Origin of the sequence: Anaerotignum neopropionicum (genome assembly GCF_001571775.1) — a bacterium.
Lineage (GTDB): Bacteria > Bacillota > Clostridia > Lachnospirales > Anaerotignaceae > Chakrabartyella > Chakrabartyella neopropionicum.
The window spans coordinates 189137-214114 of record NZ_LRVM01000001.1; the positions used below are offsets into that span (position 1 = coordinate 189137).

Annotated in this window: 24 protein-coding genes, 1 tRNA gene and 1 riboswitch; of the genes, 7 read left to right on the forward strand and 18 right to left on the reverse strand. The window is 42.5% G+C overall.

From position 1 onward, the window contains the following. Positions 1-9: 9 nt before the first annotated feature. The 9 genes from CLNEO_RS00965 to CLNEO_RS01005 form a co-directional block, all read right to left on the reverse strand. Positions 10-1083 carry a D-alanine--D-alanine ligase family protein gene (locus CLNEO_RS00965; protein ID WP_066083564.1) on the reverse strand — a complete coding sequence of 358 codons (1074 nt, stop codon included), beginning with the start codon at positions 1081-1083 and terminating at the stop codon, positions 10-12. 201 nt (positions 1084-1284) lie between these two features. Continuing rightward, a complete protein-coding gene (locus CLNEO_RS00970; RefSeq protein WP_242864136.1) occupies positions 1285-1869 on the reverse strand; it encodes an ECF transporter S component in 585 nt (194 codons plus the stop codon). A 176-nt stretch (positions 1870-2045) separates the two neighbouring features. After that, positions 2046-2158: riboswitch (FMN riboswitch) on the reverse strand. A 99-nt stretch (positions 2159-2257) separates the two neighbouring features. After that, a complete protein-coding gene (locus CLNEO_RS00975; protein WP_066083566.1) occupies positions 2258-2452 on the reverse strand; it encodes a hypothetical protein in 195 nt (64 codons plus the stop codon). Between the two features lie 158 nt (positions 2453-2610). Beyond that, a complete protein-coding gene (rpsR, locus tag CLNEO_RS00980) occupies positions 2611-2841 on the reverse strand; it encodes a 30S ribosomal protein S18 (protein ID WP_066083567.1) in 231 nt (76 codons plus the stop codon). Positions 2842-2868: 27 nt separating this feature from the next. Next, the gene (locus CLNEO_RS00985; RefSeq protein ID WP_066083568.1) at positions 2869-3300 is read right to left on the reverse strand and encodes a single-stranded DNA-binding protein; all 432 of its coding nucleotides are present in this window, start codon (positions 3298-3300) and stop codon (positions 2869-2871) included. 15 nt (positions 3301-3315) lie between these two features. Beyond that, a complete protein-coding gene (gene rpsF, locus CLNEO_RS00990) occupies positions 3316-3603 on the reverse strand; it encodes a 30S ribosomal protein S6 (protein ID WP_066084543.1) in 288 nt (95 codons plus the stop codon). Between the two features lie 157 nt (positions 3604-3760). Beyond that, complete coding sequence (locus CLNEO_RS00995) at positions 3761-4201, reverse strand: DUF6773 family protein (protein WP_083531785.1); 441 nt, start codon at positions 4199-4201, stop codon at positions 3761-3763. Positions 4202-4234: 33 nt separating this feature from the next. Further along, positions 4235-4624 (reverse strand): DUF6773 family protein, encoded by a 390-nt coding sequence (locus tag CLNEO_RS01000; RefSeq protein WP_330382549.1) that lies wholly within the window; start codon positions 4622-4624, stop codon positions 4235-4237. 70 nt (positions 4625-4694) lie between these two features. Continuing rightward, complete coding sequence (locus CLNEO_RS01005) at positions 4695-4895, reverse strand: helix-turn-helix transcriptional regulator (RefSeq protein ID WP_066083571.1); 201 nt, start codon at positions 4893-4895, stop codon at positions 4695-4697. A gap of 173 nt (positions 4896-5068) precedes the next feature. On the opposite strand from CLNEO_RS01005, the gene CLNEO_RS01010 reads away from it, so the two are divergent. Together CLNEO_RS01010 and CLNEO_RS01015 are read left to right on the forward strand one after the other, a co-directional pair. After that, on the forward strand, positions 5069-6112 hold the full coding sequence (locus CLNEO_RS01010; protein ID WP_066083573.1) for an MBL fold metallo-hydrolase: 1044 nt from the start codon (positions 5069-5071) through the stop codon (positions 6110-6112). Positions 6113-6316: 204 nt separating this feature from the next. Then, positions 6317-8458 (forward strand): Tex family protein, encoded by a 2142-nt coding sequence (locus CLNEO_RS01015; protein WP_066083574.1) that lies wholly within the window; start codon positions 6317-6319, stop codon positions 8456-8458. Positions 8459-8710: 252 nt separating this feature from the next. On the opposite strand, the gene CLNEO_RS01020 is transcribed toward CLNEO_RS01015, so the two are convergent. After that, on the reverse strand, positions 8711-11305 hold the full coding sequence (locus tag CLNEO_RS01020) for a cation-translocating P-type ATPase (protein ID WP_066083576.1): 2595 nt from the start codon (positions 11303-11305) through the stop codon (positions 8711-8713). 389 nt (positions 11306-11694) lie between these two features. Here CLNEO_RS01020 and CLNEO_RS01025 point away from each other — a divergent pair, with 389 nt between their 5' ends. Together CLNEO_RS01025 and CLNEO_RS01030 are read left to right on the forward strand one after the other, a co-directional pair. Beyond that, the gene (locus tag CLNEO_RS01025) at positions 11695-11925 is read left to right on the forward strand and encodes a hypothetical protein (protein WP_066083578.1); all 231 of its coding nucleotides are present in this window, start codon (positions 11695-11697) and stop codon (positions 11923-11925) included. A 217-nt stretch (positions 11926-12142) separates the two neighbouring features. Then, positions 12143-12334, forward strand: a complete 192-nt coding sequence (locus tag CLNEO_RS01030; protein WP_066083581.1) for a ferredoxin — start codon at positions 12143-12145, stop codon at positions 12332-12334. Between the two features lie 182 nt (positions 12335-12516). Here CLNEO_RS01030 and CLNEO_RS01035 read toward each other — a convergent pair whose 3' ends face one another. From CLNEO_RS01035 to CLNEO_RS01070, 8 genes are all read right to left on the reverse strand, one after another. Then, positions 12517-13641 carry a hypothetical protein gene (locus CLNEO_RS01035; protein ID WP_083531786.1) on the reverse strand — a complete coding sequence of 375 codons (1125 nt, stop codon included), beginning with the start codon at positions 13639-13641 and terminating at the stop codon, positions 12517-12519. Beyond that, positions 13631-14164 (reverse strand): RNA polymerase sigma factor, encoded by a 534-nt coding sequence (locus tag CLNEO_RS01040; RefSeq protein ID WP_066083586.1) that lies wholly within the window; start codon positions 14162-14164, stop codon positions 13631-13633. The genes CLNEO_RS01035 and CLNEO_RS01040 overlap by 11 nt, the downstream gene beginning before the upstream one ends. 618 nt (positions 14165-14782) lie before the next feature. Next, the gene (locus CLNEO_RS01045) at positions 14783-16288 is read right to left on the reverse strand and encodes an IMP dehydrogenase (protein WP_066083588.1); all 1506 of its coding nucleotides are present in this window, start codon (positions 16286-16288) and stop codon (positions 14783-14785) included. A gap of 226 nt (positions 16289-16514) precedes the next feature. After that, a complete protein-coding gene (locus CLNEO_RS01050; RefSeq protein ID WP_066083590.1) occupies positions 16515-17009 on the reverse strand; it encodes a Gx transporter family protein in 495 nt (164 codons plus the stop codon). Then, positions 17010-17372, reverse strand: a complete 363-nt coding sequence (locus tag CLNEO_RS01055; RefSeq protein ID WP_066083592.1) for a NusG domain II-containing protein — start codon at positions 17370-17372, stop codon at positions 17010-17012. Positions 17373-17463: 91 nt separating this feature from the next. After that, positions 17464-17536: transfer RNA gene (locus tag CLNEO_RS01060), tRNA-Phe, on the reverse strand. Between the two features lie 313 nt (positions 17537-17849). Continuing rightward, positions 17850-19403: an alanine/glycine:cation symporter family protein gene (locus CLNEO_RS01065; RefSeq protein WP_066083593.1), complete on the reverse strand. Its 1554-nt coding sequence runs from the start codon at positions 19401-19403 to the stop codon at positions 17850-17852. A 225-nt stretch (positions 19404-19628) separates the two neighbouring features. Continuing rightward, entirely contained in the window at positions 19629-20885 is a 1257-nt protein-coding gene (locus CLNEO_RS01070; protein WP_066084549.1) for an L-cysteine desulfidase family protein, read from the reverse strand. Positions 20886-21113: 228 nt separating this feature from the next. On the opposite strand from CLNEO_RS01070, the gene CLNEO_RS01075 reads away from it, so the two are divergent. From CLNEO_RS01075 to msrB, 3 genes are all read left to right on the forward strand, one after another. Then, a complete protein-coding gene (locus CLNEO_RS01075; RefSeq protein ID WP_066083595.1) occupies positions 21114-22490 on the forward strand; it encodes a sodium-dependent transporter in 1377 nt (458 codons plus the stop codon). A gap of 322 nt (positions 22491-22812) precedes the next feature. Further along, positions 22813-23637 (forward strand): carbon-nitrogen hydrolase family protein, encoded by an 825-nt coding sequence (locus tag CLNEO_RS01080; protein ID WP_066083597.1) that lies wholly within the window; start codon positions 22813-22815, stop codon positions 23635-23637. Positions 23638-23979: 342 nt separating this feature from the next. Next, positions 23980-24951 carry a peptide-methionine (R)-S-oxide reductase MsrB gene (msrB, locus tag CLNEO_RS01085; RefSeq protein ID WP_201032838.1) on the forward strand — a complete coding sequence of 324 codons (972 nt, stop codon included), beginning with the start codon at positions 23980-23982 and terminating at the stop codon, positions 24949-24951. The last annotated feature ends 27 nt before the right edge of the window (positions 24952-24978 follow it).

Genomic DNA, 24978 nt, shown 5'->3' on the forward strand with positions numbered 1-24978 from the left:
TCTTTCTTTTCAGCCTCGGATTCCATTGTCACGCAAAAGCGCCAATTCAACCAAGCGATCCATCAGTTCCGCTTTCTTCAGCCCTGCTTCCTCCCACAGCATAGGATACATGCTAATGGCGGTAAAGCCGGGCATGGTGTTGATTTCGTTAAACAAAACACGCCCTGTTTCCTCTTCCATGAAAAAATCCACCCGAGCTAAGCCACTGCCGTCCACGGCCTGAAATATTTTTGCCGCAATTTTCCGTATGGTTTTCTCCTCTTCCTCCGTAATGGGGGCAGGGATCACCGTGCGAGATTCGCTGTTATTGTATTTTGCGTCATAATCATAAAATTCTGCGGCGGATAAAACCTCGCCCACACCGCTTACCAGGGGTTCTTCATTGCCAAGGACGGAGCATTCGAACTCCCTACCCGCAATAGCCTCCTCCACAATAATTTTTCTGTCATATCCAGCCGCTAGCAGCAATGCCTTTTCCAGATCAGCCTTATTCTTTGCCTTGCTAATCCCCACGGATGAGCCTGTATTGGCCGGCTTCACAAAGCAGGGAAAGCCTAATTTCTTTTCCACTCGTTCTATGAGCTTATCCATTTGGTCAAATTCATCCTTGTAAAACCAAATATATTTTGCCTGAGGAATCCCGTAATTTTTTGCAATCAGCTTTGTAAAAACCTTATCCATGGAAACGGATGAGGCTAAAACACCACAGCCAACATAAGGAATACGAGCCATTTCCAAAAGACCCTGGATTGTTCCATCCTCCCCCCATGAACCGTGGAGTGCAGGAATTACCACATCAACAGGGATCACCTTCACATGTCCGTTCACAATTTTCAAAAGAGCCTTCTGTTTTGCATCAGGGCTTAAAATTGCAGGCGTTGCATATTTTTCCCACTGCCCTGTGCTAATGTGTTCTGTTGGACCTGTATAAATAAGCCATTGCCCCTCTTTTGTAATGCCTACGGGGATGACCTGATATTTCTGACTATCCAATGCATTTAGCATGGTTGTTGCAGACATTCTGGAAACCTCATGCTCCGATGACTGCCCACCGAATAAAACGATTACTGTTTTTCTGTTCATATAAAAACCTCTTTTCCGCTCCTAAAAGCTGAGTCCAATTAGTACCATTATATGCAATCTGTCTTTCTGTGACAATAAAAAAATAAATAAAATGTTTTTTTGTCTGAAACACCATAAAAAAAAAGCGTCCCCTTGTGTTACATCAAGGGAACGCCTCTTAAAATTTCTTGGAAGGGACTTAGTAATAAACGTAGCCTTCAATCATGCATTTCCCTTTATCAGATGGGAAATGGATTTATACAGGAAAAATGTCATTGTACAATTAATACCTGCTTTTAATAAATTAAAGGGAATAATGATGGGAACCAACATCCCAATTACCTTTTCTAAGGGAACATTCATAAATAAAGGTGTAAAGATCATGTTCATGATAACCATGGCAACCGTCTGCACCAAAGCGCCGGCGATTAACGCAATCACCGCATTTTTTCTGGTTTTATTTCTCTTGTAAATACTGCCGGCAACAAAGGCACAGGCACCCGTTGCAAAAATATGCATTACAATGCCGATAGGGCCGCTGGCAGCACTTACGGTAATACCCTGAATCACAGAAACAACAATTGCAAGCAATAAGCCTGCCACAGGCCCAAAGGCAAACGCACCAATCAAAATAGGAATATCCGCCGGGTCATACTCTAAAAAGGCTGCCGCGGGAATCAGTGGAAAGTGAATCACCGCCACCAATACAACAGAAATTGCCGCTAGCATTGCCAAAGATACCATAATTCTTGTGGACATTTTTTTCTTGTCCCCCGTCATTGTTACTTTTGTAGATATATTTTCCATTTACTTTCTCCTCCATTTTCCGTCTAAAATTTTCAGGCTGATCGCCAAGGTATAAAAGCGAACTTTTTCTTTTTGCAAAAGAAAAAGCCTGAAAATCTTCAGGCTAAACAAGCAAAATAAAGGCCGACGCATGCTCGCAGAAAAAAATGATTTTTCCACGAAAAAAACATCAAACTTTTATTCTTCTTCCATCCAGACTATACTGTCGGTTTTGGACTTTCACCAAATCCTGCTTACGCTCGCGGACTTTACCGCCGATCGGGAATTTCACCCTGCCCTGAAGAATTTCAATATTTAATTACAGATTCATTATAAAGCCTTGTGAAACCATTGTCAACAAAAAACCACAAGTTTTTTCTGTATATTTCGCCAAATTCGTCCTAGAAATTTATGGTTTCAGCTGTTTTTTCTCTGGAGAAGCGGCCTCTTTTTTGTTATCCCTGCCAGCTTTTTTTCTAATCAAGCTTATTCCCAGGTTTAAAAGAAACAAAGCCACCAAAAAACCTAAAAGCAAAGGCAAAACCTGGGGCATTTCTTCAATTTGCCGCGCCGACCCACTTAAAAATGCAAATAATATCACCACTGACCAACCTCCTTTTTGATGCCGCTGTTGGTATTCAAATTTCAATTGCCATTAATATTCTTATATTATGTAATTTTTTGATGATTGTAAAGGATTCTTTAAAATTCAAATTTTTTTAAACAACAAAAAAAGACGGAGAACCGTCTTTTTTATATTTTTTAGTCCTGTGTATAAGGCATCAGGCACATATGTCTTGCTCTTTTAATTCCTGTTGTCAACGCTCTTTGATGCTTTGCACAATTGCCTGTAATTCTTCTGGGAAGAATTTTGCCTCTTTCAGATATATATCTTCTCAGCTTGTTTACATCTTTATAATCCACTGTTGCTATTTTATCAGCACAACATTGGCAAACGCGTTTTCTTCTACGACCACGTCTTTTCTGAATCATGTTTAAGTCCTCCTTCTTTACTGGATTTTAGAAGGGCAAATCGTCATCTTCGATGCTCTCATCAATTGGGTAGAAACCATCATCACGGGCTGTTTGCTTTGGTGCGGCAGGCGTTTCGGCCTTATGACCTTCGAAGGACGCCTTGCTTTCCGCAAAGAACTGTTCTTCAACCACAACGTCTGTGCTCCATCGTTTTTTACCCTCGTTATCGTCCCAGGAACGAACCTGGAGTCTACCGACAACGCTAACCATTTGACCTTTTTTGAAGTATTTTTCCGCGAATTCACCTGTTTTACCAAAAGAAACACAATTGATAAAATCGGCCTCGGGCTCGCCTTGACGCTTGAAGCGGCGGTTCACCGCCAAAGTGTATCTTGCTACGGCCAAAGGTTCATTTCCCTGAGAATATCTTACCTCAGGATCTTTGGTCAATCGGCCCATTAGGATCACTTTGTTCATAGGATTCCCTCCTTCTTACGCCTCTTTACGGATAATGAGATAACGCAAAACGTTTTCCATAATACGCATACGAGATTCAATTTCTGCGGGAGCATCAGCGGGAGCTTCGAATGCTGTGAAGCTGTAGAAACCTTCGTTTACTTTTTTAATTTCGTAAGCGAGCTTTCTTTTGCCCCAATCATCAACCTTTTCGATTTTCGCACCAAATCTTTCCAAAGTAGCCTGAATTTTTGCTACTTCTTCTACTCTGCCTTCTTCGTCCAGTACGGGACTTAAAATCATAGCTAATTCGTACTTGTTCATATATGTTACACCTCCTTTTGGACATATGGCTCTCCTTTTACGGGAGAACAAGGATTTTTTACAGGTCGGCATAATTACCGACACTAAAATAAAATAACACAAAAGCCCTGCTTCTGCAAGGCTTTTTGAAACATTTCTTATTATTTGGAAGATTTTTTCAATCATCCTCAAATTCTTTTTCCAACTTTTTTATTCTGCCCTCCTCAGAACGGACAAAAACAACCCGAATCAGAAAAAATGCTACAAGGAAGGTTGCAATATACCAAAATGCAAATTCTTTCGTTACCTGTCTCCCACTGGTAAACCAAATGAAAAAGAATACTACCACACCCAAAATTGCCATTATAATATTTCTCTTGGGATTCAACTGCTCCCGAAGGTTGGTCGTAAGCACCACCCCAAGCTGTCGGCTGCGCACCATTTGATAAATGGGTGCAAAAATTATAATCACATATTCCGTGATACACTGAGATAAATCCATTTTAAAATACAGTGATTTCACAACAAAGGATATGACAACAAAAAAACACACTAACCGCATCAACTCTGCTAATATTTTGTTTTTGTTTTGTTCTACTCTTTCATCCCTAATTTTCATACTAAAAACCTCCTATTTTCTTTTTTTTAAAATTCAGTCATCGCTCCATTGCTCCTCAATCTTTTTCTTACGCTCTTTCTCTGCCGGGACAATAACCCCCCCAACTGCAACGGCGATAAAACCATAGACAAGCAAGGTTGCTATCCAATTAACCGCGCCATGAATACCATCTACCCATCCTGCCAAAGCCACCCACGCAGTGGCAATAAAAACCAATGTGATGATTATTCTTTTATTGCATCTCTTATCTTCAGAAAATGCAAACCCCATTTGCCTTGGGCGAATGTAAAAATACAAAGGCGTTAACAATATCAAAAAAAATTCTGTGCTACATTGGCTAAAGCTTAAATCAAAGATAACGAACTTCGCTATAATTGAAATTAAGCAGAAATAATAAATTCCTATAAACCACTCTGTTGCAATTTTTTTTTCGCGTTTTCCAGACGTTCATCATCAAATTTTCTTTGCGCTAACATAATATAACCTCCTATTTTTAATTTTCTGCTTCCCAAAAAAGTTCATCCAACGTTTTCCCTAACGCCTTGCAAAGGGCGATGCATAAATTTAAGGTAGGGTTATATTTCCCCGCTTCAATCATTCCAATGGTCTGCCTTGTTACACCCACCCTTTGGGCAAGCTCATCCTGAGAAAGGTCTAAGGCCGCCCTTGCCGACTTTATCCTTAAGTTTTTCATACCTCCACTTCCTTTCCGCTGCTGTACTTTAGTTATACAATATATTTTCCTATATGTCAACTATATATTGCATAAAAAATATAATATTTTACTTTTTGCAATCCAACTTGTGTTAAGTTCTCTTTCCCTATATAATATATAGATAAAAAAACAAAGGAAGAAAGGAAAATGAGATGATTACAAAGGTTTATGAAACTCCAAACATTTATAAAATAGATGTCCCCCTGCCCAACAATCCCTTGAAAAACCTAAATTGCTATGTGGTGCAAGATGGCGAAGAAAGTCTGATCATTGATACGGGCTTTAACCGTCCCGAGTGCAAGGAGGCCTTACTTGAGGGCTTGCGGGAGCTGAATGTGGATTGGGGAAAAACGAATATGTTCTTGACACATTTGCATTCCGACCACTCCGGTCTTGCCCCTGGGGTGATGCATGAAAAGCCGGGGAAAATTTTCATGAGCCAAAAGGATTATGAATATTTAGGCTGGATTTTAAACGGAAACCGTTGGGACACGTATGATATGCTTTACCGAAAAGAGGGCTTTACAGAGGAACAGGTGCTTTGGCTAAAAGACGAAAACCCTGCCAGAGGCTTTGAGCCCGATTATTATTTTGATGCAGAAATTGTGGGAGATGGGGACGCCATTCAAGTGGGTTCATATACATTTCAGTGTGTATTTGTTCCGGGACACACGCCGGGGCAAACCTGTCTGTATCTGCCCGAGGAAAAGCTGATGCTTTCCGCTGACCATATTTTATTTGATATTACGCCAAATATCACCGCTTGGGTGGGCATTGAGGACTCCTTGGGGGATTATTTGGACAGCTTAGTAAAAATTCGTGCTTTTGATATGAAAACCGCTTTGCCTGCTCACAGAAAAAACGAGATGGACGTTTATGTGCGCATTGAGGAAATTATTCATCATCACTTAATACGCTTGGAAGAAACCATTGATGCCGTGGGAAAATTTCCTAATGCTCATGCAACACAAATCGGTTCTTGCTTAAAATGGTCAATGCGGGGCAAAACTTGGGAAGAATTTCCCCTCTCCCAGCGTTGGTTTGCCGTGGGAGAAACCATGTCCCATTTGGATTATTTAATTAAGCGTGGTTTGATGGAAAAAACAGAAGGGGATTTTTTCGGCTACACCTTAACGGATACCACTGAAAGATGCAAGGAGAAATTGAACAGGCTTTGGCTTGCTTATGAAAAATAAAGTCAAAACCTTGAGGCCTTTTCCCTCAAACACCCACAAGGGTTTCACCCTTGCCCCATCTCAGCCCGCATAATATGCGGGTTCTGTAAAAGTTTTTGGGCTTGCTTTTTTTAAAAAGCAATTGGGCTTTTTCCTCTGTTACTTTGAAAAAGCTTCAAAACCGAGCTCTTTTCAAAAATTACAAAAATAAAGGATGGCATAAAAATGGATATTTTAAAACGATTACAGGAAGAACTTAATATTAAAACTTTTCAAGTTGAAAATACGGTTACCCTTTTGGATGAAGGCAACACAGTACCCTTTATCGCCCGCTACCGCAAGGAAATGACAGGCTCCCTAGACGATCAGGTGATTCGTGTCCTTGCCGACCGTCTGGCCGCCCTCAGAAATTTAGAGGAAAAAAGGGAACAGGTGCGTTCCTCTATCGCAGAGCAGGGCATGCTTAGCGAGGAATTAGAGAAAAAACTGGATAGGGCCATGACCCAAACGGAAATTGACGATATTTACCGCCCCTTCCGCCCCAAACGCCGCACCAGAGCCTCCATCGCCAAGGAAAAAGGGCTTTCCCCTTTGGCAGAAATGATATGGGGTCAGGTTTTATTGACACCCCTAGCGGAATATGCCACTCTTTTTGTGGATGAGGAAAACGGGGTTGCCTCTGTTGGGGAAGCCTTAGAGGGTGCAAAGGATATTTTAGCAGAACAGCTTTCCGACGATGCAAATATCCGACAGCTACTCCGAGAGGAATGGTTGAAAAACAGTCTTTTGTTGGCACAAAAAACCAAGGACGAGCCGTCCGTTTACGAGATGTATTATGATTACAGCGAACCGCTGAAAACCATTGTTGGCCACCGCATTTTAGCCATCAACCGTGGCGAAAAGGAAGGTTTTCTTTCAGTAAAAATTCAAGGGGAGGACGAAAGGCTTTTTGAAAAAATGGGGCGGGCCATTATCAAGAAAAACAGCCACACCGCAGAAATTCTCCAAGAGGTCATAGAGGACAGCTATAAACGTCTGATTGCCCCCTCCTTGGAACGAGAGCTTCGCAACGATTTCACGGAAAAAGCAGAGGAATCGGCATTAGGTGTTTTTCGTGAGAATTTAAAGCAGCTTTTATTACAGCCCCCCATTGCAGGCAAGGTGGTATTGGCGTTAGACCCCGCTTTTCGAACCGGCTGTAAGCTTGCCGTCATTGACGAAACGGGGAAACCCTTGGAAACCGCAGTCATTTACCCCACACCGCCCCAAAACAAAAGGGCAGAGGCGGAAAAAACCTTAAAACGACTCATTGAATCCTACGGTGTAGAACTGATTTCCATTGGTAACGGCACAGCCTCCAGAGAATCGGAGCAATTTGTTGCCGAGGTGCTAAAAAGCTTAGATCGAAGGGTGCAATATATCATTGCCAACGAAGCAGGTGCTTCTGTTTATTCCGCATCAAAGCTGGGTGCAGAGGAATTCCCCCAGTATGACGTATCCTTGCGCAGTGCCGTTTCCATTGGCAGAAGAATACAGGACCCCTTGGCGGAGCTGGTAAAAATCGATCCCAAATCCATTGGGGTGGGTCAATATCAGCATGATATGAACCAAAAACGTCTTGGTGAGGCCTTAGGCGGCGTGGTGGAGGATTGCGTAAACAGCGTGGGTGTGGATTTAAATACCGCCAGCCCCTCTCTCCTTTCCTACGTTGCAGGCATTAACAGCACCGTTGCAAAAAATATATTATTGTATCGGGAAGAAAACGGAAAATTTAAAAGCCGAAAGGAATTATTAAAGGTGCCAAAATTAGGCCCCAAGGCATTTTTGCAATGTGCCGGCTTTTTGCGCATTCCCGAAAGCACCATGGCGTTAGATCATACCGGAGTGCATCCCGAAAGCTATTCGGCGGCGGAAAAGCTTCTACAAGCTTGCGGCTATACCTTAGAGGATGTGGCAAAAAAACAGGTAAAAGGTCTTGACAAAAAAATTACGTCCCCTGAAAAAATAGCGGAAACCCTAGGGATTGGTGTTCCCACCTTACAAGACATTATCAAGGAGCTGGAAAAGCCGGGGCGTGACCCCCGTGAGGATGCACCTGCCCCCATTTTACGCAGCGATGTTCTTTCCATGGAGGATTTACAAGAAGGCATGGTTTTAACGGGAACAGTACGCAATGTCATTGATTTTGGCGTATTTGTGGACATTGGCGTGCATCAAGATGGCTTGGTGCACATTTCCCAAATCTGCAACCGCTTCATCAAGCACCCATTAGAGGCCGTCAAGCTGGGGGATGCAGTAAAGGTTAAGGTGCTTTCCGTTGATATTGAGAAAAAGAGAATTTCTTTGACCATGAAAAACGTGGAGTAAAAAGGTCAAGACGCTAAGGTCAAGACGCTAAGGTCAAGACCGTGGGCTTTGCCCACACCCACTTGCTTTTTGTAAAAAGCAAGACCAAAAACTTTTATTTTAACCCCCTCCATAATCATGGGGGGGGTTAAGGAAAATATTAATTTTGTTTCCTAGCAAAAACGCATGTTTTTGCATAAACGGGTCAAGGGATGAAATCCCTTGCAGGGTTCGGGGCAGAGCCCTGAGGTCTTTCCCTTGACCTTTCCTCTTTTATTTCCCTCTTACAAAACGCTCTAACTGAATTACCAGTGTTGGAACAAACGCCAAGCCTACAATCTTCAAAATATGGGTACCCCTCAAAGCGCCATTGATATCAAACAAGCCATGCAACCCCGTAATAAACAATACCGCCATTAATAAAGCCGTGCCGATGGCAAAAGCCCCGTAGCTATAGGGATTATTTTGCAAGCGGAAAACGGAACGTGTGCCTCGGCAGTTAAACCCATGGAACAAACGGGCCATGCAAAGGGTTGCAAACGCCATAGTTGAAGCCAATCCGTTGTTTTCTCTTAAGCCAATATAAAACGCGATCATCGTCACAACGGCAATCATACCGCCTTGCATAATCAATCTGCCCATAAAATCCTTGGTGAGAATGCTTTCCCTTGGATTTCTTGGTTTGTCATTAAGCAAGTATCCTGTGGGTTTTTCCATGTTCACCGCCAAGGCCGGCAAACTGTCTGTCAAAAGATTGATAAACAATAGCTGCACCGCTGTAAAGGGCAATGGTAAGCCAAGAAAGGAGGTAAATAATACCGTCAAAATCCCCGCCAGGTTACCGGAAAGCAAAAACTGAATGGAATTTTTGATGTTTGCATATACATTTCTGCCGTTGGCCACAGCTTTTACAATGGTGGCAAAGTTATCATCCGTCAAAATCATCGCCGCTGCGTCCTTGGAAACCTCAGTGCCGGTAATGCCCATGGCAATTCCAATATTGGCTTGCTTTAGTGCGGGAGCATCGTTGACACCGTCCCCTGTCATTGCAGCAATATGCCCATTCTCCTGCCAAGCCCGCACAATGCGGATTTTATGCTCCGGAGATACACGGGCATAAACGGAAATTTCCTCTACCCTATTCCGCAGCTCATCGTCGCTGATTTGCTCCAACTCTGCACCCTCAAGGGCTCTATCCCCCTCCTTTAAGATGCCGATTTCCTTTGCAATGGCGGAAGCCGTTATCTTATGATCCCCCGTAATCATAACAGGACGTATCCCTGCCCGAAGACAATCGCTAACGGCAGCAGCTGACTCCAAACGAGGGGGGTCCATCATGGCAATCAAGCCGATAAAGGTCAAATCCTTCTCGTCCTCCAAGGTGAGCAGCCGATGCTTGCCGATTTCCTTTCTCGCAAAAGCCAATACACGCAGGCCTTGGGAGGAAAACCCTTGATTTTGGGCTATAACTGCTTCTAAATCCTTTTGGGTAATTTCCCTTATGGATTCTTTCTCCACAATATTTTTACACCTTGCCAACAAAACATCGGGCGCACCCTTTGTCATCATCATGTACTTTCCATCAATCTGATGCAGTGTTGACATGAGCTTGCGATCTGAATCAAAGGGTAGTTCACTCAAACGAGGGTAGGTCATCCGAATCTCCCCTTCATGCCCCCCTGCTTTACGGCAAAAGCTTAGTAATGCCGTTTCCGTAGGATCACCAATCATGGCTTCGGCGCTGATTGCACCGTCGTTACAAAGCACCCCTGTTATAATCAGCTGGGCATACGGATTTTTATTACACTCCACATCGTCGGCATCCGTTGTGCCCTCCAAGGTAAAAACCTTCTGCACCGTCATTTTATTTTGAGTTAAGGTCCCAGTTTTATCGGAACAGATAACAGAAACACAGCCAAGGCTTTCCACAGCATGAAGGTTTTTGATAATGGCATTTTCCTTTGCCATTTTTTGCGTACCGATGGCTAAGCCAATCGTCACAATAGAGCTTAACGCCTCGGGAATTGCCGCCACCGCCAACGCCACAGCAAACATCAACGCATCCCCAATGGGCTGACCACGCCATACCCCAAGCCCAAACACAACCGCACAAATGCCCAAAATAATGATGGACAACTTCTTTGAAAAATCATCCAGACTTTTTTGCAGCGGCGTTGCTTTTGCTTGGGCAGACTCCATCAAATTGGCAATTTTCCCAATTTCCGTATCCATCCCTGTGCCTGTTACCAAAACAACGGCACGACCATAGGAGATCAAGGAGCCGCTAAAAACCATATTCAAACGGTCACCCAAGGGCAAATCCTCTTTATCAATAATTTCCGCAGATTTATTTACATTTTCGGATTCTCCCGTAAGAGCACTTTCGTTCACCTGTAGGGAGTGGTTCTCCAAAATTCGTCCATCTGCCGCCGCTACATCTCCTGCCTCAAGAAGCAAAATATCCCCGGGGACAAGTTTTACCGCCGGAATCTCCATTTTCTCCCCGCTTCGGATGACTCTGGCATTGGGCGCAGACATGGCCTTTAGGCTTTCCAAGGACTTCACTGCCTTAAAATGCTGTACGGTGCCTAAAATTGCGTTTATAATTAGCACAGCAATAATAACAATGGTTCCTTCTATGCCCCCTGTTGCTGCGGAAATAATTGCCGCCGCAATTAAAATTACAACCAAAAGGTCCGCAAACTGTTCAAAGAAAACCTGAACCACACCCTTGCGTTTTCCCTCTTTCAACTTGTTCTCGCCGTACTTTTCAATGCGCTCTTCCGCATCTTCCCCCGTAAGTCCACGCTTAGAGGTTGCATATTCGTGTAACAGCTCCTCTTTTTTCCGCATCCAAAGCTTATCCATTTCCATTCTCCTTTCAGTGCAAACAAAAAAGACCCTCATTGCACCTTTCTTGATTTTTCGGTACAATAAAAGTCTTGCTTCCTAGAATACAAAGTATCCTTCGGGCAACGTCCGGGCGGATGAGCCGTGATGACGAACGCTGGCGTCGCATAATGCGTAAGCTACTCCCCTTTATTTGTATGAATTCTAACATAACAAGGTTTAAAAATCAATACAAATCTTTTTTATTCCGAAAAATCTTCCATTTTTATTATTTCCCATAAATTATAAATTATTTAAATAGTCTTTTTCTATGATCTTGTATATTTTTTAACATTTCCTCTTTTCATATAAGTATTTTTTTGCTATACTAAGTGAAAAATAGCCTCAACCAAAAAGGAGGGATTGATATGATCCATAAAAAGATTACTATTACAGGGCTAAACGAAATGGTTTATCACCTGAGAGAATACAAAGATAAAAACGATTGGCAGATTGATTTTTACAACATTTATGGCGCGTTGCTGCTTTCCTTTGACAGCGATGAAGAAACCTTGGCACGCCTGAAGGACGAGGATGAAGCCTATCGTATGGTCACCGAATGGATGGATGTTGCGCTTATGATGGGCAAGGAATACTAATGTTTTCTGATAAAAAGCATGGATTGCAAAAATTGCAATCCATGCTTTTTTGTGTTTCATAAAATAAAATTTAGAGGTTTTTATTCTTTTTTACATTTTTTTTGCCCCTATAAATTCTCTTAAAATTTAAAATTAATAGTTTCTTTTTTCACGAAATTTGCATATCTTTTTTGGAAATTGAAACAATAGTACAAACTGCAAAAAAAGGAGAGATTCTATGAAAGCATATGTAAATGAAAAATGTATTGGCTGCGGCCTTTGTATCACCCTTTGTGGTGAAGTTTTTTCCCTGGATGACAACGGTTTGGCAAAAGCAATTCCTGAAGATGTTCCCCCCAGTACAGAGGCAATGGTCATTGAATCAAAAACAAACTGCCCTGCCGTTGCTATTGAAACAACAGGGCACTAATAAAAAAATATAAATTTAGGGAGGCTCCTGTTTGGATTCCTCCCTTTTTTTATATCGGTAAACCAGCATTTCTTATTTCCAGTATGAAAAAATCTTTGTTATGGTGACTACTAAAAAATACTTTCCAATTTTCTTTTTCTTATATAGGCATATAGACACATCTTATCTTTTATAATCCCATATTATTTTACTGTTTCATAAACCGACACAGTAACATCTCCTTTTTCATCTCTATAATAAATCACCGTGTTCTGACCAGTGTCACTTTCGCTAATACTTAAATTCTTTGAGTATCCTATTTCGTCCTTTTCAAATAATGCATCCACTGTAATAAAACCTTCTCCAGAACCATTGGAAGTTTTATAGGAATAATAAATTCTTTCATCCTGATCCGGAGTTACTTTCTCTTTTGAAACCAATGTCCAATGATTCATTATTTCATTTATGTCAACATTCTGTACAGCTTCTTCTTCCTCGTTGCTTCCCTCTTGTGCATCAGCTTCCTGGGCATCTGAAAGTTCCTTCAAATACTCTTGGGCAGCCTCTTTATTCCCTTTATCCTTATTTAATGGAAAATCAAATAAGAGATTCATCCCTTTATAACTTTCATTTACAGAAATATCCCCCGTTTTCTCATTATACTGATAGGCATCTCCCTCATAAAAAGTTGAATTGCTGACACATAAATAGAGTGCATGATCCGCAAATATCTGAATATTGTCACATTCAATCATCCGATACATAATGCCTTCCCTTACGATATCAAAATACCCTCCGTTCATTGTCATAATGTTATACTGCTGCGGATTCAATCCCTGAATCAATGGTGATATAAAAAACGGATCTTTTCCGTAATCATCATCCGAAGTCTTTGGCATTGGAGTGCCATCCGTCTTAGCGATGGCAACAACTGCATACGTTCGTTCTGATACAACTTGACCATCCGTACAGAAATTAGTTAAATTCTGTCCAGATACGGCACCTAATAATTTAACTGTATATTCATCATAAGTTTTAGATTCATCCATTAAAATTGCATCATTACCTTCAAAAGCAGCTGCAAGCTGTTTATCCCCATATTCAATTGCTACATCTTTTGGCGTTAAATACTTCCACGCTGCAAACGCAGTACAACAAAACAATGCACAACAAATGGCTGCTACAATAGGAAATCTTCTTATTTTTCTTACATCCTTCATTTCATTTTCCCTCACTTTTTGCAAAATTTTTGTGTTTAATTTATCATCCAGCTCAAAATCTTTTGAAAGGGCATTTTTTAATAATTGATCTAATTCTTTATCTTCCATATCCTTTAACCTCCAAATATTTCTTAACCTCATTTCTTGCCTTATAAAGCCTGCTTTTTACAGTACCCTCTGGCAAAAATAGAATTCGGCTAATTTCTTTTAATGATAATTCGGCTGTATAATAAAGATACATCGGAATACGATATTCTTCCTTCAAATCTCCAACTGTCTTGGCAACAATTCCCTGCCACTCTTTTTCTAATAATTCATCTTCAGGAGTTTGAACATTAACACACTGATTTTGATCATAATCAATCTCATCCTGGTAGCTTTCCATTGCTACAATTCTTTCTCGCCAGGCATATTTACGCTTGCGGTTCTTCCATAATTTCACTGCAATTGATAGCAGATAACTTTTTGGATTATTCCCTTTATCAATTCTATGGCATAGCTCTATCGCCTTTAAAAACGTATCCTGATAAAGTTCATCCGCATCCTCTTTATTTTTCGTTAGCTGCCTGCAAAAATTGTATATATTCTTGCCATGAACGTTAACCAGATCACTTACCTCTGAAACTTTCAATTTGAATTCCTCCACATGTGGTTTTGCCCTTCACCTATATATGGTAATAACTTTCCAGATGGTTCACTAAAAAATATATTATTTTTTAAATAATCTAACATTGGCGGGGAAGGGTACAAGCATCAAAGGGTAAAGACAAAGTCAAAACCCTGAGGGCTTTGCCCTCAAACACCCACAAGGGTTTCTCCCTTGACCCACTTAAACCCGCATAACATGCGGGTTCTATAAAAGTTTTTAGTCTTGCTTTTTTCAAAAAGCAAGCGAATTTGGATGGAACAGCAAAGAAAATGCTGCCATCACACAGTGATAGTTTTGCGCAGCAAAATTCCTGACCCAAAGCCCAAGGTTTGTCGACTCCTTCAGACTATAGACAAAGTCAAAATCTTGAGGGCGTTGCCCTCAAACCCCCACTCAGCATCTTCCATGGTTTTATGCATTATAGATCTATAGGATTATATTATAATGTATAATACAGCGCTTAAAATTTACATTTTTCTTTGTTTTTCCTTACTGCTCCAAATAAATCATACTATTTTTCTCCAGAAATTCTGGGATACTCGTCTTAAAACAAAAAAAATGACACCTGTAAAAACAGATGCCACAATTTTTAACCTACTCTTATTTATAATTCAAATTATTATCCTTCAACAATACATCATGGGCACCGCCTTCTACCAAGCTTGTGGTAGAGATTACGGTAATCTTAGAATTTTCCTGTAACTCAGGAATGGAGAGAACACCGCAGTTACACATGGTGGATTTCACCTTCTTCAAGGAAAGGCCTACGTTGTCACGCAAGCTGCCGGCATAGGGCACATAGGAATCCACGCCTTCTTCAAAGGACAGGTTTTCGTCGCCACCCATATCGTATCTCTGCCAGTTTCTTGCACGGGCGGAGCCTTCGCCCCAATATTCCTTCATATAGCTGCCGTTGATGTTCACTTTGTTTGTGGGGCTTTCATCAAAACGTGCAAAATATCTGCCCAGCATAATAAAATCCGCACCCATGGCCAGCGCCAAGGTCATATGGTAGTCATAAACAATACCGCCGTCGGAGCAAATGGGAATATAAATGCCGGTTTCTTGGAAATATTCGTTTCTTGCTTGGGCAACCTCGATGACCGCTGAGGCCTGTCCACGACCAATGCCCTTTTGCTCTCTGGTAATGCAAATAGAGCCGCCGCCGATACCAACCTTCACAAAATCTGCGCCGCTTTCCGCTAAGAAACGGAACCCTTCCTTATCTACCACGTTACCTGCGCCAACCTTCACACTGTCACCATAGTTATTACGGATCCATTCCAGGGTGTCCTTCTGCCATTCGCTATAGCCCTCGGAGGAGTCGATGCAAAAAATATCCGCACCCGCATCAACCAAAGCAGGCACTCTAACCATATAATCTCTGGTGTTAATGCCGGCACCAATCACATATCTTTTCTGTTTATCCAAAAGCTCCCCTTCGTTTTCCTTATGATTATCATAATCCTTGCGGAACACCAAATACTGTAATCTGCCGTCCTTGTCCACAATGGGCAGCTGATTAATTTTGTTATCCCAAATGATGTTATTGGCTTCCTTCAAGCTTGTGCCTGCCGGTGCCATAATCAATTGATTTAAAGGGGTCATAAATTCACTAACCTTTGTATCCCTTTCCATTCGGCTGATTCTATAATCCCTGTTGGTCACAAGCCCCACCAGTTTTCCTTGCGCCGTACCGTCTGTGGTAACGGCAACGGTGGAATGGCCTGTTTTTCGCTTGAGAATTAAAATATCCTGAAGCGTATCCTCTGGGCTGATGTTGGAATCGCTTATTACAAAGCCTGCTTTATACGCCTTCGCACGGGCAACCATTGTAGTCTGGCTTTCCACACTCTGAGAGCCGTAAATAAAGGAAATGCCGCCTTCCTTTGCCAGAGCCACCGCCATTCTGTCGTCAGAAACCGCCTGCATTACTGCTGAGGTTAAGGGGATATTCATCTCCAAATCCGGTTTTTCACCTTTTTTGAATTTCACAACCGGCGTTTTCAAGCTCACATTTTCAACGGTACATTCCTTTGAAGAATAGCCGGGCACCAGTAAAAATTCGCTAAAGGTTCTGGATGGTTCTGTAAAGTATTTCGCCATTTTTTCTCTCCTCCTGATGAAAAATAGGGAGCGTATCTTCTACGCTCCAACTTTATAATAATTATTTCATAAGATTTTAGCACTAAAAAACCCCCTATACAAGGGGGACTTTATATTTTTTGAGTTTTTGTTGATTTCGTCGGATTTTCTTAGTATTATATGCAAATCCCTTAACGAATAGCATAACAAATTGTATGACCTGTCCTTGTCAAAAAGACATTCATCCTCAAGAAAAATGCCGCTTCAAATATCCCAAAGTCATTCGGGCAACAATGCCAATGACCGCACCCGTTAAAACTCCAAAAAACAGCAAAAAAGGTAAATAATACATGAGTCTTATATTTTCCACAACCAGCGCCGCTACAATAATTTGACCAATATTATGAAAAACACCGCCGGCAACGCTCACCCCAAGGATGCTAAATTTATCAGTTTTTTTCAACAGTACCATAATGCAAAAGCTGAATAACGCCCCCGCCAGACTGTATAACAAGCCGGCAAAGCCGGCAAAGAGCAATCCGGAAAGAAGCACCCTTACCAAAGAGATAAAAAATGCCGCCCTTGTATCCATAAAATACAAAACAATGACAATAATCACATTGGCAAGGCCCAGTTTCATCCCCGGAACCAAAAGAGGAATGGGGATCAGCATTTCAACATACCCCATAAGAATTGCTAAGGCTGCAAACAAGCCATAATACGCAACATTTTTTCTGTGCATTTATCTCACCACCGCATCATACTCGGTTTCCTTTTCTCCCAGAATTTCAACCACCAGCTTATGAGGCAAGCAAACTATGGTTTCCCCTGTCAAATGGATTTTTCTATGCTCCACACAAATTTGATCTCTGCAATCCGCCTCATGGATGGAAACATAGCCGTCTTTCACCTGTATTATGTTGTATCCATATTTCGTTTCAATGTTATATAATGTATCCTCTGATAAAGGGAGCTCCACCTTTACCTCACCATCTACCGTCACTCTTACAATGCCACCTTTTTCCGCCTGCAGAAAGAAAAAAAGGGCAAAGCCTACGGCTGCAAGAAGAAGAACCAGAATCAAAATTTTATCTGCCTTTTTCATACCCCTCCACCTTTCTTCCACATAGGAAAAAAAGGAAGCATTTGCTTCCTTTTTTCTATGTAATAGGATTTATTAAAAACAAACTGCTAAATGCCCAGAACCGGAATCGAACCAGTGACACGAGGATTTTCAGTCCTCTGCTCTACCGACTGAGCTATCTGGGCGCATTTTTAATGACGCCATATTATTATATATAATAATAATTAAAATGTCAACAATTATTTTCATTTTTCGCAGGCAGAACGTAGAGACAAACCTTGGGCGCTGCCATAAGACCGTGGGTTTCACCCACACCCACTTGCTTTTTGAAAAAAGCAAGACCAAAAACTTTTATTCAACCCCACATAGATATGTGGGGTTGAGATGGGTCAAGGGTGAAACCCTTGTAGGTGTTTGAGGGCAAAGCCCACAAGGTCTTGTCTTTATCTTTCTTCTTTCGCGGGCAGAACAAGCCTGCCCGCTTTTTTCCTTGATTAATTAGGATTTTCGTCCTAAATTGTTCGCTCGTTCATCCCAATATTCACAGGTAATCCCCACGACCTCAGAGGTAAATGGTTCCCCTTTCTTGGTTTTGTAATGGTTTGTGGCACGGAATGCGTATTTTGCACCAACAAACAGTATGGGCAAGTTGCAATACACAATGATAATATTACCCAAGTCGGAAATATACCATAAATTATCTAACTCCAGTCCTGCCAGTACGGAAAGCGCACCAAAGGGGATAAAAACCAAGGCGCCTAAGATGCGGATAAAATTAATAAAGCTTTTCTTTTGACTGATACGATTTGCCGCAATTTCGGAAAAAATGATAAACCCGACCACGCAGGTATAGGCAAACAAGCCATAGCAAAGGCTGATCAAAAGGGTAATGATGCTATCTGCACCAATGCCCGGTGTCAGGGAAGTAATGGAGGCCAAATATAAAGGAAGCTTTTGGCTATGCAAGCCTTCCCATTGGGCAGGATTGTTCCAAAGCTGGGCCATAACAACGATAAAGCCCGAGAGAGTACAAATGATAATGGTATCCAAAAAAACACCTAACGCCTGCACACAGCCCTGCTCACAGGGATGCTCTGCATTGGAGGCTGCCGCAGACATGGTAATGGTACCTTGCCCTGCCTCATTGGACATCAAGCCGCGCTTCACCCCTTGCACCAATGCCGTTCCAAAAAAACCGCCAAAAATCGCTTCGGGTGTAAATGCACCCTTAAATACGGCACCAAAGAAAAAGGGTATGGTACGGAAATTCAAAACGGCAATGACGATAACCGTAAGGCAATAGATTACCGCCATAATAGGAACCACTTTATCTGTAACCTTGGTTATTTTTTTGATACCGCCAAAGGCAAACACTGTTGTCCCCACGATCAGCACAACCGCAATAATATAATACAGCACAGAGGTTCTGTCATATGTATTTCCCGTTACAACCTCTGCAATGGAGCCAACGGAGGAAAATACATTAAACGCCTGAGCAGGCAGGCAGAACATGGCATAAAGGATAAAAATTGCCGACAGGGCTACGCCCACCCACGCTCGGTTTCCCATAATTTTCTTTCCGTAAAAGGGCAGGCCGCCCACGAATTCATCGCCTTTTTTCTCCTTAAAAATCTGAGCTAGGGTTGCCTCCATAAAAGCTGTTGACATTCCAAAAAATGCGCTTACCCACATCCAAAACAATGCGCCGGGACCTCCAACGGAAATGGCGCCGGTAACGCCCAAAATATTTCCCGGACCAACGCGCATGGCAGAGCTTAAGAAAAACGCCGCAAGGGGCGAAATACCGATGGCTGCCGCTCTTTGTCTGGTTAAAATACGAAGACCTTCTTTAAAATGGGTTATCTGGATAAAGCCTGTTTTTATGGAAAAGAAAATGCCCGAGCCGATCAGCAAGACAACTGCAAAGCTTAATTTACCCAAAACGGGAATGGCTGCGTACCATCCAAAGTTTGTGGGAAAGTCCCACAAAAAATCGGCAATGGGCACAACAAAATGAAAAACTCCGTTTACTGCATCAAATATTTCCTTCAAAAAAAATCCCCTCCAAACTGGTTTTAAAAAGGTCAAGGTATAAGGTCAAGGTCTCGGGACTCTGTCCCGAACTCTGCAAGCCTTTGAAAAGGCTTGACCTAAACTTTATTTTCTAGAACCGCATGAATATGCGGTTCTCATGAAAAGTTTTTGCTCTTGCTTTTTTCAAAAAGCAAGTAGGTTTGGGCAAGACCCAAGGTTTTAAGGTCTTCATGTCTTAATATCTTATCTTTTCTGCTGCATAATATCAATAATGGTTCTATCCATGGGTGCCATACCCTCTGCGGAAATTCTCCCAAGATTTTTCGCCGTTTGCTCTGCCGAGGCACCGATCACCCCAAAATCATTGGGAATAGCAGTTTCGTTCATGGCAAGCATGGCTGAAAGAAACGCAGAATACACCCCTGCTGATGCCTTTAGGGAGCAACCAATACTGCCGCCATCGCAAATCATACCCGTTAAATTTGCCGCCATATGATTCATTGCATGGGAAACCTCTGCCGCACCACCACCCATAAGGTATACAAGCCCTGCGGCAGCGCCGCTTCCGCCGCCCAAAACACAGCCGCAAAGGGCGGAAAGCCTGCCTGTATAATGCTTACTGTAAATGGTAATCAAACAGCTTAATGCAATGGCACGCAAAATTCTGTCCTCCCCTGCCCCAATATTTCTGCCGTAGGAAACCACAGGCAAAGAGCAGACAATGCCATGAGAACCACTGCCCACAATGCTCATGGCAGGATAAGGCAGACCCGAAAGCCTTGCATCCATGGCACAGCAGGTCAGCCTTTGGGCATCATACAACATATCCCTGCCCAAAACACCTTGTTTATGAAATGCATCCAAAGTGGAACCGATGGCCAAGCCAACACCTTTTTCCCCCGCTTTGGAAAGCCTACAGTTCATTGCAATCATTTCCTTCAAAAAAGATACTTCCTCACAAGGAACGAAAGAAGCGTATTCCACCATATCCCCAATGGTGATGGAGTCAAAATGAAAAGGCTCTTTTTTCTCATCTTCCCCTTTTTCTTCCTTGAAAATAATTTCGTCATCCCTTGCCACATATGTAATCCCATCGTGGAAATTTTCAATACGGGCAATGCCAACGCCCCTTGTGGTGGTAACCTCCCCTTGAATATATATTCCATCCTTTTCCTTATCCACAAAAATATCCACAGGAAGGGCTTTTGCTTTTTTCACCTGTTCCTCCGTAATGCCCTTTAAGCACTCCAGCCCCAGCTGCCAATTGCCGCCTACAGCTCCCAGTGCCGCCGCCATTTTGCATCCCAGCTCGTTGGTACCGGGAATTCCACAGGAAAAGGAATTTTTAAACATTCCTCCGTTCATATTTATTTCCATATGCAATACCTCGCCCCTTACGGCATCGTAGGCTCTTGCCGCCGCAAGGGCAATGGCCCCAACCTCTGTTACTCCTAACGCAGGGCGAATCTCAGATTTTAATAGCTGCGAAAAGTCTATCATCTTGCCCCTTCTTTCTGCTTCTTTTTGCTTTTTTCTGCTGTTTTCAGTATACCGTTTCGCCAAGTAAAATACCACTTTTTTTCTTATGGGTATTGTAAAAAATTTTTACTTTTTTCTATGTATACTGCATAATTCGCTGTTTTCCCTTGTTTTTTATGTCTATTTTACCTATAATGGAATCGCTTTTATTTTTTTACGGCAAAGATGCCGTTTTTTTAGGAGGGTATTATGAATCAACAAAGAGAAAAATTCTCATCCCGATTAGGGTTCATCCTCATTTCCGCCGGCTGTGCCATTGGCTTGGGAAATGTTTGGAAATTCCCCTATGTCACAGGAAAATACGGCGGTGCAGCCTTCGTATTGATTTACATTTTATTTTTGGTTTTGCTTGGCATTCCCATTTTAGTAACAGAGCTTTCCGTTGGGCGTGCCAGCCAAAGAAGTGTTGCCATGTCCATGGATGTTTTAGAGCAAAAAGGAACCAAGTGGCATTATTTCAAATATTTTGCCATGGCTGGTAATTATCTTTTAATGATGTTTTATACTACGGTTGCCGGTTGGATGCTGTACTATTTTATCCAAATGGCCAGTGGAGGCTTTGGCGGCTTGGATCAAGACGGTGTGGCGAATATTTTCGGTTCTATGCTGGAAAACCCCGCCCTTATGGCTGGTTTTATGATTGAGGTGGTTTTGATTGGTTTTGGCATTTGCAGCCGTGGTCTACAAAAAGGTGTTGAAAAAATCACAAAGGTAATGATGGTATTGCTGCTGCTTTTAATGGTGGTTTTGGCCGTTCGCTCCGCAGTCTTAGAAGGCGGCGAAGAAGGTCTGCGGTTTTACCTTACGCCCGATTTTTCCGCCTTAAAGGAAAACGGGATTCTGGAGGTTTTATTTGCCGCCTTGGGACAGGCCTTTTTCACGCTTAGCATCGGTATGGGTGCCATTGCAATTTTTGGCAGCTATATTGACCGCTCCCGCTCCTTAACGGGAGAGGCAGTTTTCATTACTTTGCTGGATACCTCGGTTGCCTTAATGTCGGGGCTGATTATTTTTCCTGCCTGCTTTGCTTACGGAATCAACCCCGGGGCCGGCCCCAGCTTAATTTTTATTACCCTGCCCAATGTGTTTAATGCAATGCCCGGCGGTCGTTTATGGGGAAGTTTATTCTTTTTATTTATGTGCTTTGCCGCATTATCCACAGTGATTGCCGTATTCCAAAACATTATTTCCTTTGGCACAGACCTTACAAATGCAAGCAGAAAAAAGGTGGTTTTCATTAACCTTGTGGCAATTATTCTCCTTTCCCTGCCTTGCGTATTGGGTTTTAACCTATTAAGCGGCATTCAGCCCTTAGGTGCAGGCTCCACCGTTTTGGATTTTGAAGATTTTATTGTAAGCAACAACATCCTCCCCCTAGGCAGTGTAGTTTACGTTCTATTTTGCTCCATGAAAATGGGCTGGGGCTGGGATAATTTTATGGCAGAGGCAAACAGCGGCAAAGGGTTAAGATTTCCCAAGTCCATCCGTTTTTATATCCAATGGATTTTGCCCCTTGTCGTATTGTTTGTTTTTGTAATGGGGTATAAATCCCTGTTTTTCAGCTAATATCAAGATCTCAAAACACTACTCCAAACCTGCAAGTTTACAGCCGCCCTCTCTTGAGCGTTGCAGTTTTGAAAAAGCTTACTCGCAGTCTGACCATCCCAAAAGCTTTGGGATGGTTTTTTGTATTCATTTGTATTTAAATCCCAGGGATAGGATTTCATTGAACGTTTTTAGTCTTGCTTTTTTATAAAATCAAATAAGAGGGAAATGCCCAAGGTTTTCATTATCCCTTTCAAAAACTGTCGCTATTTGTTGCTTATCCTACTTTTTTCCATGGAAAAACCATGTTATACTCAAAACAAAAAGAGCGGAGGAGATTTTCATGAAATTAGCCTTAATTCAAATGCAAGTAAAAAACACCCCCGAGGAAAATTTGATAAAAGCAAAGACCCTTCTTGCTGAAGCGGCGGCGGAAAAAATTGATATTGCCGTTTTTCCCGAAATGTTTGCCTGCCCCTATGACAATAGCTGTTTTCCTCGTTTCGCCATGGATAAGGACGACCCTTTTCTTTTGGAAATGGGAAATCTAGCATTGGAACATGGAATTTATATTGTTGCCGGCTCTGTACCCGAAAAATTTAAGGATAAAATTTATAATACCTCTTTTGTTTTTGATCCAAAAGGACACAGAATTGAAAAGCATCGCAAAATGCATTTATTTGATATCAACATAGAGGGCGGTCAGCGCTTTATGGAGTCCGATGTACTCACACCCGGCGAGGATTTCACCACCTTTGACACACCTTGGGGGAAACTAGGTCTAATGATTTGCTATGACATTCGTTTCCCCGAGCTTGCCCGTCTTTTGGCGCTTCAAGGCGCAAAAGGGATTATTGTGCCTGCCGCCTTTAACATGACCACAGGCCCTGCCCATTGGGAGCTTTCCTTCCGTGCAAGAGCGTTAGACAATCAGCTTTATATGGCAGGGATTGCTCCGGCAAGGGACAATTCCGCCTCCTACGTTGCATGGGGACACACCATCTCCACCGATCCTTGGGGCAGGGTTCTTGTACAGCTGGAGGAAAAAGAGGAAATTGCTTTTGTTGAATGGGATTTGGAATATTTGGAGAAAGTACGCAGAGAGTTACCCCTTTTGCAGCATCGCCGTACGGATTTGTATCGTTTGACGGATATTACAAATAGATAAAGCAAGGTCAAGACCTCGGGGCGCTGCCCCGAACCCGGCAAGGGGGAGTTCAAGGTCAAGACCTCGGGGCGCTGCCCCGAACCCGGCAAGGGATTTCATCCCTTGACCCGTTTATACAAAAACTACGTTTTTGCGAAGCGACTTTCCACCGAAACCCCATGGCAATGGGGTTTTTATAAAAGTTTTTGCTGTTGCTTTTTTCAAAAAGCAAGTCGGGTTTGTTCATCACTTTTGCTACGCAAAAGCCAGCTTTGCTGTCTGCCCTATCTTGGGCAGTGAGAGGGTGAAACCCGCGGTCTTAACCTTGGTTCTTGACCTTGGTTCTGAAAGGAGGAATAAAAAGTGCAAGAAACAATATATTTGGCAGGCGGCTGCTTTTGGGGCACAGAACAATATATGGAAACCATAGACGGTGTAATTTCCACGCGTGTCGGCTATGCCTTGGGCAAAAAAGAAGGCAGAGAAATCACTCTGCCCGAAATCGTTACCTATGAGCAGGTTTGCGGCGGCATTGGTCATGCAGAAACCGTAGAGGTTATTTTTAATTCGCAAAAAATCAGTCTTACTGAAATCCTTAAGGAATTTGCCTACACCATAGACCCTACCACCATGGGTAGACAAGGCATGGACATTGGCATTCAATACCGCACGGGGATTTATTATACCCATGAAGGACAAGCACCAATCATCGCCGCCTTTTTGCAGGAATTACAGCAAGACTACGATCGCCCCATCGTTGTGGAAAACCTTCCATTACTGCAATTTATCCAGGCAGAAGAATATCACCAAAAATATTTGACCAAAAATCCCAATGGCTACTGCCACATTAATTTTGCAAAAATTGCAAAGCAAAAGCAAAGCATTATAAATCAAGAAAATTACCCAAAACCCGAAACCAGCGTTTTAAAGACAACGCTCACACCCCTGCAATACGCCGTTACCCAGAAAAACGAAACCGAACCACCCTTTTTAAACGAGTATTGTCAAACCCAGGAGGAAGGGATTTATGTGGATATCACAACAGGCGAGCCTTTGTTTACTTCAAAGGACAAATTCCAATCCGCCTGCGGCTGGCCCGCCTTTGCAAAACCCCTAGATCCAAACACCCTTTTGGAATATGATGACCTTTCCCATGATATGATCCGCACAGAGGTGCGCAGTCGGTCGGGAAATGCCCATCTGGGACATGTATTTCCCGATGGCCCCAAAGAGTTGGGGGGATTGCGTTATTGCATCAACAGTGCGGCTTTGCGTTTTATCCCCAAAAAGGAGATGGAACAGGAAGGATATGGCGAATTTTTGCCATTTCTATAAGAAAATGGTTGTGTTTTTTGCGGCAAA

Bases quoted from the DNA above. Each gene is read 5' to 3' on its own strand.
- CLNEO_RS01005 (WP_066083571.1), bottom strand. From the start codon at position 4,895: ATGAAAAACTTAAGGATAAAGTCGGCAAGGGCGGCCTTAGACCTTTCT.
- rpsF (WP_066084543.1), bottom strand. From the start codon at position 3,603: ATGAACAAGTACGAATTAGCTATGATTTTAAGTCCCGTACTGGACGAA.
- CLNEO_RS01075 (WP_066083595.1), top strand. From the start codon at position 21,114: ATGAATCAACAAAGAGAAAAATTCTCATCCCGATTAGGGTTCATCCTC.
- CLNEO_RS01035 (WP_083531786.1), bottom strand. From the start codon at position 13,641: ATGGAAGATAAAGAATTAGATCAATTATTAAAAAATGCCCTTTCAAAA.
- CLNEO_RS00970 (WP_242864136.1), bottom strand. From the start codon at position 1,869: ATGGAAAATATATCTACAAAAGTAACAATGACGGGGGACAAGAAAAAA.
- CLNEO_RS01030 (WP_066083581.1), top strand. From the start codon at position 12,143: ATGAAAGCATATGTAAATGAAAAATGTATTGGCTGCGGCCTTTGTATC.
- CLNEO_RS01020 (WP_066083576.1), bottom strand. From the start codon at position 11,305: ATGGATAAGCTTTGGATGCGGAAAAAAGAGGAGCTGTTACACGAATAT.
- CLNEO_RS01080 (WP_066083597.1), top strand. From the start codon at position 22,813: ATGAAATTAGCCTTAATTCAAATGCAAGTAAAAAACACCCCCGAGGAA.
- CLNEO_RS00985 (WP_066083568.1), bottom strand. From the start codon at position 3,300: ATGAACAAAGTGATCCTAATGGGCCGATTGACCAAAGATCCTGAGGTA.
- CLNEO_RS01025 (WP_066083578.1), top strand. From the start codon at position 11,695: ATGATCCATAAAAAGATTACTATTACAGGGCTAAACGAAATGGTTTAT.
- CLNEO_RS01070 (WP_066084549.1), bottom strand. From the start codon at position 20,885: ATGATAGACTTTTCGCAGCTATTAAAATCTGAGATTCGCCCTGCGTTA.
- rpsR (WP_066083567.1), bottom strand. From the start codon at position 2,841: ATGATTCAGAAAAGACGTGGTCGTAGAAGAAAACGCGTTTGCCAATGT.
- CLNEO_RS01010 (WP_066083573.1), top strand. From the start codon at position 5,069: ATGATTACAAAGGTTTATGAAACTCCAAACATTTATAAAATAGATGTC.
- CLNEO_RS00965 (WP_066083564.1), bottom strand. From the start codon at position 1,083: ATGAACAGAAAAACAGTAATCGTTTTATTCGGTGGGCAGTCATCGGAG.
- CLNEO_RS01055 (WP_066083592.1), bottom strand. From the start codon at position 17,372: ATGAAAAAGGCAGATAAAATTTTGATTCTGGTTCTTCTTCTTGCAGCC.
- CLNEO_RS01045 (WP_066083588.1), bottom strand. From the start codon at position 16,288: ATGGCGAAATACTTTACAGAACCATCCAGAACCTTTAGCGAATTTTTA.
- CLNEO_RS00995 (WP_083531785.1), bottom strand. From the start codon at position 4,201: ATGAAAATTAGGGATGAAAGAGTAGAACAAAACAAAAACAAAATATTA.
- CLNEO_RS01050 (WP_066083590.1), bottom strand. From the start codon at position 17,009: ATGCACAGAAAAAATGTTGCGTATTATGGCTTGTTTGCAGCCTTAGCA.
- CLNEO_RS01015 (WP_066083574.1), top strand. From the start codon at position 6,317: ATGGATATTTTAAAACGATTACAGGAAGAACTTAATATTAAAACTTTT.